Below are 13753 nucleotides of genomic sequence, written 5' to 3'. Positions count from 1 at the left end.
TCAGGTCCTTATGAACGAGGGGCGCCAGGCCAGGGCCAGGCGTTCCAGGGTACGGATCAGGCCGTCGATGAGCAGGCCCAGCAGGCTGTAGATCAGCAGGCAGATGACGATCACGTCGGTACGCATGAAGTCCCGCGCATCGCTGGCCAGAAAGCCGATGCCGGCGGTGGTGTTGATCTGCTCGACGAACACCAGGGCCAGCCAGGAAATGCCCAGGGAATAACGCAGGCCGACGAAGAACGAGGGCAGGGCGCCGGGCAGGATCACGTGGCAGATCAGCTCGCGGCGGTTGAGGCCCAGGGTATTGGCCGCCTCCACCAGTTTCGGGTCGATGTTGCGAATGCCGGCGAACAGGTTGAGGTAGATCGGAAAGGTGGTGCCCATGACGATCAGCGCCACCTTGGTGAACTCACCGATGCCGAACCAGAGGATGAACAGCGGCACCAGCGCCAGGGACGGAATGGTGCGCAGCATCTGCATGGGCGAGTCGAGGGCGATCTCGCCGCGTTTCGACAGGCCGGTGATCAGCGCGGCGCTGACGCCGATCGCCACGCCGATGCCCAACCCGGTGACGGCGCGCTGCAGCGACACCAGCAGATGGCGCAGCAGCTCGCCACTGCGGATCAGCTCCCACAGCGTGGTGCTGATCTCGCTGGGCGCGGCGATCACCCGGGCGGGAATCAGCCCGGCCCGCGAGGCGATTTCCCAGAGCAGCAGGATGGCCAGGGGACTGAGCAGGCGCAGGACGAAATCCGGCGCCCTCCATTGGCGGCGGCGAGCGGCCGGCGTCGTGCGGCGGACGGTGAGGGTGCTGGTATCGCTCATCGAAGTCTCCCGCCGCTCAGTGCTTGTAGCTCTGGCCCGAGGCGCGCTCGAGCTGGCGAATCAGGGCGTCCCAGTGCAGGGCGATGCCCGGCCCCTTGCCATCGGCGAAGCGCGCCGATTGCTGGCGCACCTTCTCGATGGCCGCGGCCGGCGCATGCAGCAGGTCGGCATTGCCACCGGCCTGGGCGGCGATCTGGATGTTGCAGGCGCGCTCCAGCCCATGCAGTTCGCGGAAGGCGTGTTCGACGCTGATGCCGCCGGTGAGCAGCCCGTGGTTGCGCAGGATGAAGATGTTGCTGTCGCCCAGGTCGGCGACCAGGCGTTCCTGCTCGTCGAGATCCAGCGCCACGCCTTCGTAGTCGTGGTATTTCACCCGGCTGTAGTAGCCCAGCGCATGTTGCGAGAGTGGCAGCAGGCCGCCACGCTGGGCGGATACCGCGGCGCCGTCGCGGGTATGGGTATGCAGCACCGCCTTGAGGTCCGGGCGCGCCCGGTGAATGGCGCTGTGGATCACGTAGCCGGCCTGATTGATGCCCAGGTTCAGCGGGTCATCGAGGATGGTGCCGTCGACGTCGACCTTGACCAGATTGGAGGCGGTGATTTCGTCGAACAGCAGGCCGAAGGCGTTGATCAGGAAGTGTTCGTCCGGCCCCGGCACGCGGGCGGAAAAGTGCGTGTAGATATGATCCGTCCAGCGAAACAGCGCGGCCAGCTGGTAGGCCGCGGCCAGCTTGACGCGCACTTCCCATTCTTCAGGGCTGACGCGTTCCCTGACCGACGGGGTGCCGTGCAGGGTGGCAAGTGAACTCATGGCAATCTCCTGGCCGTGGTGGGCAATTGGGTGGTGTGTGCAGGCGGCACAGGTTCGGGCAGGCGTTTGGGGCGGCTCATCGCTGCGCCTCGCGGAACTGGGCGAAGGCGGCGCGGCCGGCGGCGTTCAGGGCCACATCGTCCTGTGGGGTATGGATACGGCTGCACAGCACGTCGCGCAGGTGGCGCTCCAGCGGGTTGCTGCGGGATAGGCCGGGGTTGCCGGCGGCCTCGATGGCCAGCTCCACGGCGCGGATCGCATTGCTGCTGACCAGCTGCTTGATCTGCCCGGCGTGGTTGGCGTCGACCTGCCCGGCGGCGGCGGCCGAGTCGAGCAGGGTGCGATTGGCGAACAGCAGGGTGTCGATGCGCCCGACGATTTCCTGGAAGCGCGGCAGGCTGGACAGCGGCGCGCCGAGATTCGACGGTTTGCGCCCTTCGAGAAAACCCACCAGCCAGTCTCGCGCCGCCTGGGCGACGCCGTCGTAGACCGCCGGCAGCAGCACCGACATCCACAGCAGGCCTTCGCTATCCAGCTCCGGCTTGGGCGCGCTCCACGGGCTGACACTGACGGCGTGGTCGAGGGGAATCAGCACCTCGTCGAAGCGCACATCGTGGCTGCAGGTGGCGCGCATGCCCAGGTGATCCCAGTCGTCGACGATGCGGATGCCGGGGGTGTCGCGGTGCACCAGATAGCCGCCCACCAGCGGATCGGCGTCGTCACTGCGTGCCCATACCAGGTACCAGGTGAGGCCATAGCTGCCGGTCGAATAGATCTTGCGGCCATTGAGGCGCCAGCCGTCAGGGGTGCGCCGGGCAACGGTCGCCGGCAGGCCGCCGCGTGCGGGGGTGCCGAGCTCCGGTTCGACGCGAAAGGCGTTGATCAGCGCGCCCTGCTCGACGGCGTCGATCCCTACCCGGCGGCGCAGGTGCTCCGGCCAGGCGAGGTTCTGTTGCAGGCGAACGTGTTGCAGGTACTGCATCACCAGGATCAGTGCGGTGGAGGGCTCACCCTTGGCCACTGCGCTGATCACGCGCCGTGCCGTAGTCAGCTCGGCGCCGCCGCCGCCCAGGCTTTTCGGCACCGTCAAGGCCAGCAGCCCGTGGCGCTGCAGCAGTGCGAAGTTCTCGGCCGGAAACTCGCCGCTGCGGTCGAAACGCTCGGCGCTGGCGGCCAGGGCCTCGGTGATCTCGGTCAGCTGACGGGCGAAACGGCCGGCGTCTCGCTCGCGGGATTGGCGTCGGGCGGAAAAGGCGAGGGTGTCGGCGGAGTGCGTCATGGGTCTCTCATCACGGGCGCAGAGGGCAGGCAATGCCTGTTGGGTTTCTGAGCGCCCCAGGGTGATGAGGTGGCCTGAGTGAGACCGTATTCTTATAAATTAACGCTGTAAAAGTCTTTTTGGTTCTAAGCTAATTATCAGCTTTTTTGAGTTAACGCTTTTTTGATTATGCGGTTGTGGAATCTTAAGGGTGTCAGGGATGGGCGTTGTTGCGCCCTGTCCAGGCGTCCAGCGCAGCGTTATGCCGAGCGCAGGCGCTCGGCGGCCACATCGCTGAACAGGTTCACGGCGTCCTGCAGGTTGCCCAGGTACTGCGGGTGCAGCAGCCAGAGGTCGATCATCGGCTTGAAGTCGCCGACGCTGATCACGTCCAGCGCGTCGCGATGGCCGCTGCGCTCCAGCAGCGGCGCCGGTACCAGGCCGAACCCCATGCCGCTGGCGACCAGCCCCAACTGCAGTTCGGTGCCGAAGGTTTCCAGGTTGATCTGCAGCGACAGCCCCTGTTCGGACAGCGCACGCTGCAGGCCGGCGCGAAAGCCGCAGCCGTCCGGGTTGAGCACCCAGCCTTGCTGATAGCAGTCCTTGAGCTTGCAACTGCGCTTGCGAACGGCGCCCTTGGCGGCGACCACCAGCAGCGGCATGCGACCGATGGAGCGACTGGCGATACCCTCGGGAAAGATCTTACCGGCCGGAAACAGCGCCGCGGCGGCGTCCAATTCGCCATTTTCCATACGCGAAATCAGGCTGCTGCCCCAGCCGTTGACCACCTGGGTCTTCAGTTCCGGGAAGGTTTCGCGGATCTGCTGCAAGGCATCGAGCAGCACCACGTCGCTGATGGTCTGCGGCACCCCCAGGCGTAGCGAGCCACTGGGCGAGCCATCGCTAGCCACCAGTTCACGCAACGAATCGATCTCGCGCAGGATCGCCTTGCACTGTTCGTAGACGCGCAGCCCCATGGGCGTCGGCTTGAGCGGCTTGGTATTGCGATCGAGCAGGTTGGCGCCCAGGTCCTCTTCGAAGTTCTGCACGCGCCGGGTGATGGCTGGCTGGGTCAGTTGCAGCGCATCGGCCGCCAGCTTGGTCGATTGACAGCGGATCACCGCAACGAATGCATCCATGTCATCGATCTTCATCTTTGCGCTCACATATTACGAGTTGGAAAAAATACGCTTATAGAATAACTCGCTGGATCGAGCCAGAGCACGGATCGATTTGGGAATGTTCCCGGCAAGGCAGGGCAGGGACGGTTTGGCGAAGCGCTGAATCGCCAGCCAGCTTTTGCCTAGTGGCCGGGAAAGAAGCGGATAGGGTGGCGGCGCGGGGCATCTACCGCGGCCATTGGAAAACTTGAGGCGCGAGAACAAGGGGCTCGGCGAGAGCCCCCTGGTGCAGCGTTCAGCCTCTCAGCACCTGTAAGATCTTCGCGCATGAAGCGGCAACTACAAGGCAGAAGCGGCCGCTCCCAGCGTAGGGTGGACAACGCTCTTTTTGTCCACCATTGCGATCGCAGAGCGGTGGACGGGTAAAGCGTCGTCCACCCTACGAAAGGCCACTTGCGCCACTTAGCTGCCAAAATCGACGAACCTGTACTGAAAGACCATGCACAGGTGGTCAGATCACCTGGAAGTGATGGGTCCCATCGCGGCCCAGTTGCTCGACCAGGCCGAACTCCCAGTCCAGATAGGCCTGCATGGCCTCGCGCGGGTTGTCGGTGCCCTCGTAGGGGCGACGGTAGCGGTCGCTGCGCGGTACGGCGAGGTGCTGTTCACCGCTCTCCGTCGGCAGGCCGGCAGCCACCCACGCCGCCGTGCCGCCTTCGAGTAACGTTACCGGTTTGCCGGTCAGCTCTCGCAGTTCGCTGACCACGAAGCGGGCCAGCAGGCTGCTGCCGCAGGTCAGCACATAGCGTTCGGCTAGCGGCAGCCTTTCCAGGGCCTGCGGCAGCTGTGAGCGCAATGCCCACCAGGCGCCGGGGATATGCCGGGCGACATGATTGGCGCTGGCGGTGAAGTCCAGCACCACCGTGTCACCTGCGGCCAGCCAGTTGGCCAGCGTAGGCGCATCGATGGCGGCGGGTTGCGGCAGGGCCGGCAATGGTGGCTGCCAAGGGCCACGTGCGGTGAAATCGCTCTTTTGAAGGCCGTCGAGCACGTGCACGTCCCAACCCAGCTGTGCCAACCAGGAGGCGCTCATATTGGCGCGCACGCCGTCACTGTCAGCCAGCACCAGGCGAGCGCCGCGCACGCTGGCGAAGTGGTCGGTTTCCTGCACCAGCTGGCCGCCCGGCGTCGAGCGCGCGCCCGGCAGATGGCCGGCCTCGTATTCCTCGGGCGTGCGCACGTCGAACAGGTAGGTGGTGCGAGCGCTCTCGGTCTGCCAGCGCGCCAGGTCCTGCAGGCTGGCGCGGCCGACGCCAGCTTTATCCGCTACAGCGCGTGCCGACTGCGCGGCCTGCTGGTGATTGTGCTCGCTCACCTCGCCGAAGCGCCGTGCCTGGCCGTGCTCCAGTTGCTGGCCGGCCAGGGTCCAGCCGATGGTGCCGTTGCGCAGTGCCGACACCGGGTTGGGCAGGCCGGCGTTGATCAGCGACTGGGTGCCGATGATGCTGCGGGTGCGGCCGGCACAGTTCACCACGATACGGGTGGCCGGATCGGGTGCCAGTTCGCGGGCGCGCAGCACCAGCTCGGCACCCGGTACGCTGATGCCGGTGGGGATGCTCATGGTCTGGTATTCGTCGAAGCGGCGGGCGTCGAGCACCACCACGTCGGCCTTGGCGTCGAGCAGGGCCTTCACCTCTTCGGCAGCCAGCGACGGGGTGTGACGCAGGCTTTCGACCAGCTCACCGAAGGCCTTGCTCGGCACGTTGACGTCACGGAACAGCTCGCCGCCGGCGTCGCGCCAGCCGGCCAGGCCCCCTTCGAGCAGCGCCACCTGGCTATAGCCCAGGACGATCAGGCGTTCGGCCGCTTCTTGCGCCAGGCCCTCGCCGTCGTCATACAGGGTCACGGCGGTATCGCGCCGCGGAATACGTGCGTAGACCTCCAGCTCCAGTTTGGACAGCGGGATATTGGCCGCGAACAGCGGATGCGCTTCGGCGAACGGCGCCTCTTCGCGAACATCGATCAGCGCCACTTCCTGCCTGTCGAGCAGGGCCTGGCGGATGGCGTGGAAGGAGCGGGTGGCGATCTGGCTCATGCAGGGTTCTCTTTGGACAGGTCCCAGAGGTTGGGAAGAAGGCTGTTGGAATAGCCGGAAATGAACGGCTTCTCGCTACCGTCGTCGAGGTAGACGGCGCGGCGTACCGCGCCGATGTTGGCGCCATAGACATGAATGCTGATGGAGGTGCGGTCGTCGAACGCGTTGCTGACCCGGTGGATATCGCCGATGCGTGGCGACACGGCTTCCACCTGGCCAGGCTGCAGGCGTACGGCTGGCCCGTCGGGGCGCAGGCCGGCGGCATCGCGCACGTACCCCTGGGACAGCTCGGCGCCGCGCAGCATGCCGATCAGGCCCCAGACGCGGTGATCGTGCACCGGCGTGCTCTGACCTGGGCCCCAGACGAAGCTGACGATGGAAAAGCGCTGGCGTGAATCGCCGTGCAGCAGAAATTGCTGGTAGCGTTGCGGGTCAGGCTGGGCGAAGGCGGTTGGTAGCCAGTCGTCATGACCGACCAGTTGCTGCAGCAGCTCGGCGCCGCGCTCGAGCACCTGGCTCTCCTCGGGCGTGCTGTCGAGCAGTTGCGCCAGTTGATCGATGAACAGGCGCAGGCGTTGCAGATTCGGTTGGGCGCTCATGGGGATATCCGGTGGTCGGCTGAAGGCCCGGCAGGGCATCGAGTGCCCACGGTAGCAAACGGCTTATGATCATAAAAATTCAATTTGCGCATAAGCTAATATGCGAATTAGGAATTTATCGGGTTGGTCTTAATTCCGCGGCGGGTCCTTGACCGCCGGCCCGCGCTCAGCAGGTGTTGCCGTGGATCGATCCTGCGAGTCCAGCAACCCCGGAAAAATAGCGGATGATATTTATGCATATTAGGTTATTCCTAAAATGAATTTCCTAACGTAATGCCGCTTGGGTAGCGTTATAAGCATTCGTTAGGCATCGACGCGCTTTTATAAATGAAATGCTCTGTCGTGCTGGCGCTTGCTCAACTCATTCTGGAGCGCGACATGAGCGTGGAAATCATCGGCATGATCACTGCCACTCCCAGTTCGGAAGTGGATCAACCCCTGGGTGATGCGGTGGATGCGGACTTCGTCCGGCGTTTCGCCCAGGCCCATGAGCGCGCGGGCTTCGACCGCGCCCTGGTCGGCTACTTCTCCAATGGTGCCGAAGGTGCGGTGGTCAGCTCGTTCATCGCCGCGGCCACCGAGCGCCTGGGCATCCTGCTGGCCTACCGGCCCGGGGTGATCGCGCCGCCGCTCGCGGCCCGCCAGTTGGCGACGCTGGACCAGTTCAGCAACGGCCGCCTGGCGCTCAACGTGATCAGTGGCGGCAGCGATGCCGACCAGCAGCGTGACGGCGACTGGCTGGACCATGACCAGCGTTACGCGCGCACCGACGAATACCTGGATGCCCTGAAGGCGATCTGGACCGCCCAGGGGCCGGTCGATCACGAGGGGCACTATTACCGCTTCAAGGGGGCGCTGCCGAACGTGCGCACCCGGCAGAAGCCGCACATTCCGGTCTACTTCAGCGGCTCGTCGCCTGCCGCCATCCAGGTGGCGGCGCGGCACGCCGACACCTACATGCTCTGGGGGGAGCCGCTCGCGGATTTCGCCGAGCACGTGCAGCAGGTGCGCGCCGCTGCCCAACGCCAGGGTCGCAGCCCGCGGGTGTCGGTGTCGTTCCGGCCGATCATCGCCGATACCGAGGAGGGGGCCTGGAAACGCGCCGCCGAACTGCTCGAACGCATCCGTGAAAACCGCACCCGTCTTGGCCTGCCGATCAACGGCCATGCCCCGGCCAATGCCGGCTCGCAGCGCCTGCTGGCGGCGGCGCAGCGCGGCGAGGTGCTGGACGAGCGGCTGTGGACCGGCGTGGCCCGCCTGACCGGTGCGCAGTGGAATTCCACCGCCCTGGTGGGCACCGCCGAGCAGGTCGCTGCCTCGCTCGGCCGCTACTGGCAGCACGGCGCCTCCACCTTCCTGATTCGCGGCTTCGATCCCCTGGACGACGCCGAGCTCTATGGCCGGGGCCTGATTCCGGCAATTCGTGAACATATCGCCACCCTGCAACAGCGCCGGGCCGGCTGACTCTGGAGATCGTCCCATGAAACTGCTTTTCCTGTTGCGCCGCAGCCTGGCGGCCATCGCCCTGGCTGCGCCCCTGGCACACGCCGCAGACCCAACGGTGCTGCGTGTCGGTGACCAAAACTACTACAACGTGCGGGCCTCGGTGGAGGCTTCCGGCGTGCTGGAAGGTGCGCCATATACCGTGGAGTGGAAGCATTTCCAGTCCGCCGCACCGGTGGCCGAGGCGCTGGAGGCGGGCGCGGTCGACCTGGGTTTTCTCGGTGACTCGGGTTTCGTCTTCCTGGCTGCCAAGGGCGCGCCGGTCAAGCTGATCGGCGTGTCGCGGCAGAACCCGGACACCATTGCCTTGCTGGTGCCCAAGGACTCCACCGCCACGAGCATCGCCGACCTCAAGGGCAAGAAGGTCGCCTACTGGCCCGGCGCCTGGAGCCAGCAGCTGACCTTGCGGGCACTGGAGAAAGCCGGCCTGCCCCCGGACTACGTCGAATTCGTCAAGCTGATGCCCATCGACGCCGCGGCGGCCTTTCCCCGGGGCAGCATCGATGCGTTTCCGGTCTGGGAGCCCTATATCTCCCAGCAGACCCTGTTCTCCGGTGCCAGGCCGCTGATCACCGCCAAGGGCCTGATGCCCGGGCTGTCGAGCATCGCCGCCAATGCCGACTCCATCGAACCCAAGCGCGCTGCCATCGCCGACTTCCTGGGCCGCCTGCAAAAGGCCCGTGCCTGGGTCGAGGCCAACAAGGAAGACTACGCCGACCTGTGGGCCAAGAAGGCCAACCTGGACCAGGCGGTATCGCGCAACTGGATCGGCCACGCCGACATGACCGTCGGCCCGGTCGATGAGCAGGCGGCGCGCGACTATCAGGAAACCGCTGACTTTCTCGTCGAGACCGGCGCGCTGAAGCAGAACATCGACACCAGCCGCATCATCGACACCTCGTTCGACAAGGCCTTTGAGTAACTCTCAATTCGACTGGTCATCACTCACGAGACCGCACGCGCGGATCGGTAGCCTACCCAAACAGGACACCCGCTCATGCGCATCTTCCGCTCCCTGGCACTGGCCACGGCCAGCACGCTGCTTTCGCTCTCCGCACTGGCCCAGACGCTGGTTATCGGCGACCAGAGCTACAACACCCGTACCGTCATGGAGGCCGCCGGCGTGCTCGATGACCTGCCCTATGCCGTCGACTGGAAGCAGTTCACCGCCGGCTCGCCGGTTGCCGAAGCGCTGAATGTCGGCAGTCTCGACCTGGGCTTTCTCGGCGATGCACCGCCGCTGTTCCTCGGCGCCCTGGGCGCCCCCATTAAGGTGGTCGCGGTGACCCGGCAGAGCCTGGACGGGGTTGCCATTCTGGTGCGCAAGGACTCACCGATTCGCAGCCTGGCGGATCTTCGCGGCAAGCGTGCCGCCGTGTGGAAGGGCTCCTGGAGCCAGCAGCTGCTGTTCACCGCGCTGGACCGTGAAGGCATCGCCCGGGACGACCTGCACCTGAGCTACCTGAGCGCACTGGACGCCTCCCATGCCCTGGAAGGCGGCTCGGTGGACGTGATCGCCACCTGGGAGCCCTACGTCACCCAGGCCGAGCGCCACGGCGCCCGTGTACTGACCACCGCCGAAGGATTGATTCCCGCGCAGAGCTTTGCCGTGGCCAGCGACAAGGCCCTGGCCGGCAAGCGCGAGATTATCGGCGACTTCCTGCAGCGCCTCAAACGCGCCCGTGAATGGGCCCTGGCCAGCCCGGCCCACACCGACGCCTATGCCAGCGCCTGGGCCAAGCACACCCGCGCCGACGAATCGGTCGCCCGTGCCTGGTTCGCCCGCGCGCGCACCGACATCGGCCCGGTGACGCCCGCTGCCATCGAACAGGCGCAACAGACCGTCGACTTCTTCGCCGGCCTGGGTCTGGTAAAGGGCTACCCGGCCGAGCGGTTGTTCGACAGCTCTTTCACCTCGACCTTGCAGCCGGCCACTGCCCAGGCGCAATGAGCAAAGGCCCTGGCGCTCGATGGGCGCCGGGTAGGTCCTGATGGGCCGAGGTCGGCTAGAAGAAACTGCCGGCGGAGGGTGCGGAAAATCGCATCACAGGGCAAGGCGCCCATCGATTAAGCGCGCGTTTCGCGTGTCGATGGGCGCCTTGCCAGGAAACGGTCTCAGCGCTCGTCGAGGGCGAAGGCCGTCAGGCTGTAGGTGGGAATGCCCATGTCCTGCAGCCGGCGGGAGCCACCGAGCTCGGGCAGGTCGATGATCGCCGCCGCCTCGTGAATGCCGGCGCCCATGCGCTTGACCAGCTGCACGGCGGCCAGCAGGGTGCCGCCGGTGGCGATCAGGTCATCGACGATCAGCACCTTGTCGCCTTCGCACAGGCTGTCGGCGTGGGCCTCCAGAAAGGCTTCGCCGTATTCGGTCTGGTAGCCCTGGCTGAGTACGTCAGCCGGCAGCTTGCCCTGCTTGCGAAACAGCACCAGCGGCTTGTTCAGCTCGTAGGAAAGGATCGAGCCGATCAGAAAACCCCGTGCATCCATCGCGCCGACGTGGCTGAAGTCCGCTTCGACGTAGCGCTGGATCAGGCTGTCGATGACCATGCGCAGGGCGCGTGGGGACTGGAACAGCGGCGTGATGTCGCGAAACACCACGCCCGGTTTGGGGAAGTCGTTGACCGGGCGGATAAGGGTCTTGATGGTGAATTCATCAAAGATCATGGCAGGGTGAATCCTTAACGGGAGTATCAGCCGTTAAGGTTACCACCTGCCAGGGCGCACAGCTCGATCGGGTCGAGAATATGCACTTCCTTGCCTTCGGCTTCGATCAGGTTGCTCTGCTGGAAGCGGGTGAACACCCGCGACACGGTTTCCACGGCCAGGCCCAGGTGGTTGCCGATCTCGTTGCGCGACATGGCCAGGCGGAACTGGTTGGCCGAGAAGCCGCGGGCGCTGAAGCGTGCGGACAGGTTGACCAGGAAGGTGGCGATGCGCTCGTCGGCAGTCTTCTTGGAGAGCAGCAGCATCATCTGCTGGTCGTCGCGGATCTCACGGCTCATCACGCGCATCAGCTGGCGGCGCAGTTGCGGCAGGCTGACCGACAGCTCGTCGAGACGCTCGAAGGGAATCTCGCAGACCGAGGTGGTTTCCAGGGCCTGGGCCGACACCGGGTACAGCTCGGTGTCCATGCCGGAGAGGCCGACCAGTTCGCTGGGCAGGTGGAAACCGGTGATCTGCTCCTCGCCGGCGTCGCTCAGGCTGAAGGTCTTCAAGGCGCCGGAACGCACGGCGAACACCGAGTTGAAGGTGTCGCCCTGGCGGAACAGGAACTCGCCCTTTTTCAGGGGGCGGCCGCGTTTGACGATATCGTCGAGCGCGTCCATGTCCTTGAGATCCAGCGACAGGGGCAGGCAGAGGCTGGCGAGGCTGCAATCCTTGCAGTGTGCCTGATGAGTTGTGCGCAGCTTGATGCTTTCGGACATCGCCCTTATCCCTAGGTAATCACTCAGAAGTTGTAAGGGTAACGCACCAGAGGGGTGCGCGGCCACCTGCCGCAGGGTGCTCAAGTGTCGCACGCGCCTGCCGATAGACCTGTATCGATCAGTCAGGAAGCAGGGAGCGGTGTGATGCAAGTGGCGACCAATGTGTCGAGAGAGCCCAGCTACGTGACCGCCAGCGCGGCGCCCGTAGCTGCAGCGGCGCCTGCCGAGGCGGCAGAGCAAGCCGCCACGCCAGGCGAGGAAGCCGGCTCCGCACCCGGCGTCAAGGTGAGCCTGTCGGACGTTGGCCTGGCCCGTTCCCGGGAAGCCGAAAACAAGAACGCCGATATCGACAAGAGCAATTTGCCCGACGAGGTGAAACGACTGCTCAAGATGATCCGCGAGCTCAAGGCCCAACTGGCCGAGAAAATGGCCGAGCTGCAGGCCCTGATGGCCCAGGGCGATAGGGAGGATGAGGCGCAGCAGGCCAGGGTGCGTGGCTTGCAGACCGAAATCGGTTCGATCAACGGCGCCCTGAGCACCGCCAACGCCCAGTTGGTGAAAGTGATGCGTGATCAGAAACTCAGCAGTGAGCAGAGCGCCACCGTCGCCTCGTTGATGGCCAAGTGAGGACGGCTGCGCGGCATCTCGGTCCTGTCGGGCGCACCGCTCAGATCACCCGGGAAAAGCGCTGCAGGCTGGTCTCGCCCAGGTAGCGGTCGAACGCCATGCACAGCGAGCGCACCAGCAACCGGCCGGCGGGCAGCACCTCGATACCGCTCTCCCGTAATTCGATCAGCCCGTCACGGTACATCTGCTGCAGTGCTGGCCAGGTAGCGGCGAAGTAGCTGCGAAAGCTCATGGCGAAGCGCTGCTCGATGTCGGCGAACTCCAACTGGAAGTGACAGATCAGCTGCTGGATCACCGCACGGCGGATTCGGTCGTCGTCGTTGCAGCCCAGGCCGCGCTGGGTCGCCAACTGCCGGTTGTTGAGGCTGCCCTGGTAGGCGGCCAGGTCCGTGGTGTTCTGGCAGTACAGGTCGCCTATCTGACTGATCGACGACACGCCCAGGCCGATCAGGTCGCAGTGGCCGTGGGTGGTATAGCCCTGGAAGTTGCGTTGCAGGCTGCCATCCTCCTGGGCGCTGGCCAGCTCGTCGTCAGGCAGGGCGAAATGGTCCATGCCGATATAGCGATAACCGGCGCTCGCCAACTGCTCGATGCTGCCCTGCAGCATGGCCAGCTTGGCTGCCGCGCTGGGCAGCTGACCGCTGTCGATGCGCCGTTGCGGCATGAAACGCTCCGGCAGGTGGGCGTAGTTGAACAGCGACAGGCGATCGGGCTGCAGGGCGATGACCTGTTGCACGGTGCGGGCGAAGTTTTCCGGCGTCTGCAGCGGCAGGCCATAGATCAGGTCGATGTTCACCGAACGAAACTGCAGGGTGCGCGCGGCCTCGATGATGGCGCGGGTTTCTTCCAGGCTCTGCAGGCGGTTGATGGCGCGCTGCACGTTGGGGTCCAGGTCCTGCACACCCAGGCTGACCCGGTTGAAGCCCAGCTCGCGCAGCAGGCCCATGGTCGACCAGTCCGCCTCACGGGGGTCGATCTCGATGCTGTAGTCGCCGGAATCGTCGTCGAGCAGGCTGAAGTGCTCGCGCAGCTTGCTCATCAGCTGGCGCAGTTCGTCATGGCTGAGAAAGGTCGGCGTGCCGCCGCCCAGGTGCAACTGTTCGATGCGCTGGCGCCTGTCGACATGGTGGCCGATCAGCGCCATTTCCCGCTCCAGCGCCTGCAGATAGGGCTGGGTGCGGCCGCGATCCTTGGTGATGACCTTGTTGCAGGCGCAGTAGTAGCAGATGTTGGCGCAGAACGGCAGGTGCAGGTACAGCGACAGCGGGCGCAGCGCGCGGCGGCTGTCGCGCAGGGCGTGCAGCAGGTCGAAGGAGCCGACGCCGTCGTGGAACTGCACGGCGGTCGGGTAGGAGGTGTAGCGCGGGCCGGCTTGATCGTAGCGGCGGATCAGGTCGGAATCCCACTGGATGGCGTCGAGCATGGCGAATTCCGCTTCAGCGTTGAATGCTCAGCAGTCTAGGGGGCGGATGGACGGGGCTTTTTGATC

The 13753-nt window shown here is 65.4% G+C and carries 13 protein-coding genes; 4 read left to right on the top strand and 9 right to left on the bottom strand.

Annotation, left to right across the window (positions count from 1 at the left end; translation table 11 throughout):
* The 6 genes from K8U54_RS01750 to K8U54_RS01725 form a co-directional block, all read right to left on the bottom strand.
* Positions 1–825 carry an ABC transporter permease gene (locus K8U54_RS01750; protein ID WP_434059976.1) on the bottom strand — a complete coding sequence of 275 codons (825 nt, stop codon included), beginning with the start codon at positions 823–825 and terminating at the stop codon, positions 1–3.
* 16 nt (positions 826–841) lie between these two features.
* Complete coding sequence (locus K8U54_RS01745; RefSeq protein WP_249908605.1) at positions 842–1636, bottom strand: class II aldolase/adducin family protein; 795 nt, start codon at positions 1634–1636, stop codon at positions 842–844.
* Between the two features lie 76 nt (positions 1637–1712).
* Positions 1713–2915 carry an acyl-CoA dehydrogenase family protein gene (locus K8U54_RS01740; protein WP_249908604.1) on the bottom strand — a complete coding sequence of 401 codons (1203 nt, stop codon included), beginning with the start codon at positions 2913–2915 and terminating at the stop codon, positions 1713–1715.
* 239 nt (positions 2916–3154) lie between these two features.
* Positions 3155–4048 carry a LysR family transcriptional regulator gene (locus K8U54_RS01735; protein ID WP_249908603.1) on the bottom strand — a complete coding sequence of 298 codons (894 nt, stop codon included), beginning with the start codon at positions 4046–4048 and terminating at the stop codon, positions 3155–3157.
* Positions 4049–4526: 478 nt separating this feature from the next.
* On the bottom strand, positions 4527–6110 hold the full coding sequence (locus K8U54_RS01730; protein ID WP_249908602.1) for a rhodanese-related sulfurtransferase: 1584 nt from the start codon (positions 6108–6110) through the stop codon (positions 4527–4529).
* Positions 6107–6709, bottom strand: a complete 603-nt coding sequence (locus K8U54_RS01725) for a cysteine dioxygenase (protein ID WP_249908601.1) — start codon at positions 6707–6709, stop codon at positions 6107–6109. The genes K8U54_RS01730 and K8U54_RS01725 overlap by 4 nt, the downstream gene beginning before the upstream one ends.
* 399 nt (positions 6710–7108) lie before the next feature.
* Between K8U54_RS01725 and K8U54_RS01720 the strand changes: the two genes are divergently transcribed.
* From K8U54_RS01720 to K8U54_RS01710, 3 genes are all read left to right on the top strand, one after another.
* Positions 7109–8173, top strand: coding sequence for an LLM class flavin-dependent oxidoreductase (locus K8U54_RS01720; RefSeq protein WP_249910375.1), 1065 nt, complete (start codon positions 7109–7111; stop codon positions 8171–8173).
* A 16-nt stretch (positions 8174–8189) separates the two neighbouring features.
* Positions 8190–9134: an ABC transporter substrate-binding protein gene (locus tag K8U54_RS01715; RefSeq protein ID WP_249908600.1), complete on the top strand. Its 945-nt coding sequence runs from the start codon at positions 8190–8192 to the stop codon at positions 9132–9134.
* Between the two features lie 75 nt (positions 9135–9209).
* Positions 9210–10163 (top strand): ABC transporter substrate-binding protein, encoded by a 954-nt coding sequence (locus tag K8U54_RS01710; protein WP_249908599.1) that lies wholly within the window; start codon positions 9210–9212, stop codon positions 10161–10163.
* Positions 10164–10327: 164 nt separating this feature from the next.
* Here the strand turns inward: K8U54_RS01710 and K8U54_RS01705 are convergent, their stop codons facing one another.
* Positions 10328–10876 (bottom strand): adenine phosphoribosyltransferase, encoded by a 549-nt coding sequence (locus K8U54_RS01705; protein ID WP_070887097.1) that lies wholly within the window; start codon positions 10874–10876, stop codon positions 10328–10330.
* Between the two features lie 26 nt (positions 10877–10902).
* The gene (gene fnr, locus K8U54_RS01700; protein ID WP_070887096.1) at positions 10903–11637 is read right to left on the bottom strand and encodes a fumarate/nitrate reduction transcriptional regulator Fnr; all 735 of its coding nucleotides are present in this window, start codon (positions 11635–11637) and stop codon (positions 10903–10905) included.
* 144 nt (positions 11638–11781) lie between these two features.
* Here fnr and K8U54_RS01695 point away from each other — a divergent pair, with 144 nt between their 5' ends.
* Positions 11782–12264 (top strand): hypothetical protein, encoded by a 483-nt coding sequence (locus tag K8U54_RS01695; RefSeq protein WP_249908598.1) that lies wholly within the window; start codon positions 11782–11784, stop codon positions 12262–12264.
* A 40-nt stretch (positions 12265–12304) separates the two neighbouring features.
* Here the strand turns inward: K8U54_RS01695 and hemN are convergent, their stop codons facing one another.
* Positions 12305–13687, bottom strand: a complete 1383-nt coding sequence (gene hemN, locus K8U54_RS01690) for an oxygen-independent coproporphyrinogen III oxidase (RefSeq protein WP_249908597.1) — start codon at positions 13685–13687, stop codon at positions 12305–12307.
* Between the last annotated feature and the right edge of the window lie 66 nt (positions 13688–13753).

The sequence above is a fragment of the Pseudomonas fulva genome (assembly GCF_023517795.1).
In the GTDB taxonomy this organism is placed as follows: Bacteria; Pseudomonadota; Gammaproteobacteria; order Pseudomonadales; family Pseudomonadaceae; genus Aquipseudomonas; species Aquipseudomonas fulva_D.
This window is presented reverse-complemented; position numbering and strand designations above follow the sequence as displayed.

What these genes read in the sequence shown, in the direction of transcription:
- K8U54_RS01750 (WP_434059976.1), bottom strand. Translation starts at nt 825, where the DNA reads ATGAGCGATACCAGCACCCTCACCGTCCGCCGCACGACGCCGGCCGCT.
- K8U54_RS01745 (WP_249908605.1), bottom strand. Translation starts at nt 1,636, where the DNA reads ATGAGTTCACTTGCCACCCTGCACGGCACCCCGTCGGTCAGGGAACGC.
- K8U54_RS01740 (WP_249908604.1), bottom strand. Translation starts at nt 2,915, where the DNA reads ATGACGCACTCCGCCGACACCCTCGCCTTTTCCGCCCGACGCCAATCC.
- K8U54_RS01735 (WP_249908603.1), bottom strand. Translation starts at nt 4,048, where the DNA reads ATGAAGATCGATGACATGGATGCATTCGTTGCGGTGATCCGCTGTCAA.
- K8U54_RS01730 (WP_249908602.1), bottom strand. Translation starts at nt 6,110, where the DNA reads ATGAGCCAGATCGCCACCCGCTCCTTCCACGCCATCCGCCAGGCCCTG.
- K8U54_RS01725 (WP_249908601.1), bottom strand. Translation starts at nt 6,709, where the DNA reads ATGAGCGCCCAACCGAATCTGCAACGCCTGCGCCTGTTCATCGATCAA.
- K8U54_RS01720 (WP_249910375.1), top strand. Translation starts at nt 7,109, where the DNA reads ATGATCACTGCCACTCCCAGTTCGGAAGTGGATCAACCCCTGGGTGAT.
- K8U54_RS01715 (WP_249908600.1), top strand. Translation starts at nt 8,190, where the DNA reads ATGAAACTGCTTTTCCTGTTGCGCCGCAGCCTGGCGGCCATCGCCCTG.
- K8U54_RS01710 (WP_249908599.1), top strand. Translation starts at nt 9,210, where the DNA reads ATGCGCATCTTCCGCTCCCTGGCACTGGCCACGGCCAGCACGCTGCTT.
- K8U54_RS01705 (WP_070887097.1), bottom strand. Translation starts at nt 10,876, where the DNA reads ATGATCTTTGATGAATTCACCATCAAGACCCTTATCCGCCCGGTCAAC.
- fnr (WP_070887096.1), bottom strand. Translation starts at nt 11,637, where the DNA reads ATGTCCGAAAGCATCAAGCTGCGCACAACTCATCAGGCACACTGCAAG.
- K8U54_RS01695 (WP_249908598.1), top strand. Translation starts at nt 11,782, where the DNA reads ATGCAAGTGGCGACCAATGTGTCGAGAGAGCCCAGCTACGTGACCGCC.
- hemN (WP_249908597.1), bottom strand. Translation starts at nt 13,687, where the DNA reads ATGCTCGACGCCATCCAGTGGGATTCCGACCTGATCCGCCGCTACGAT.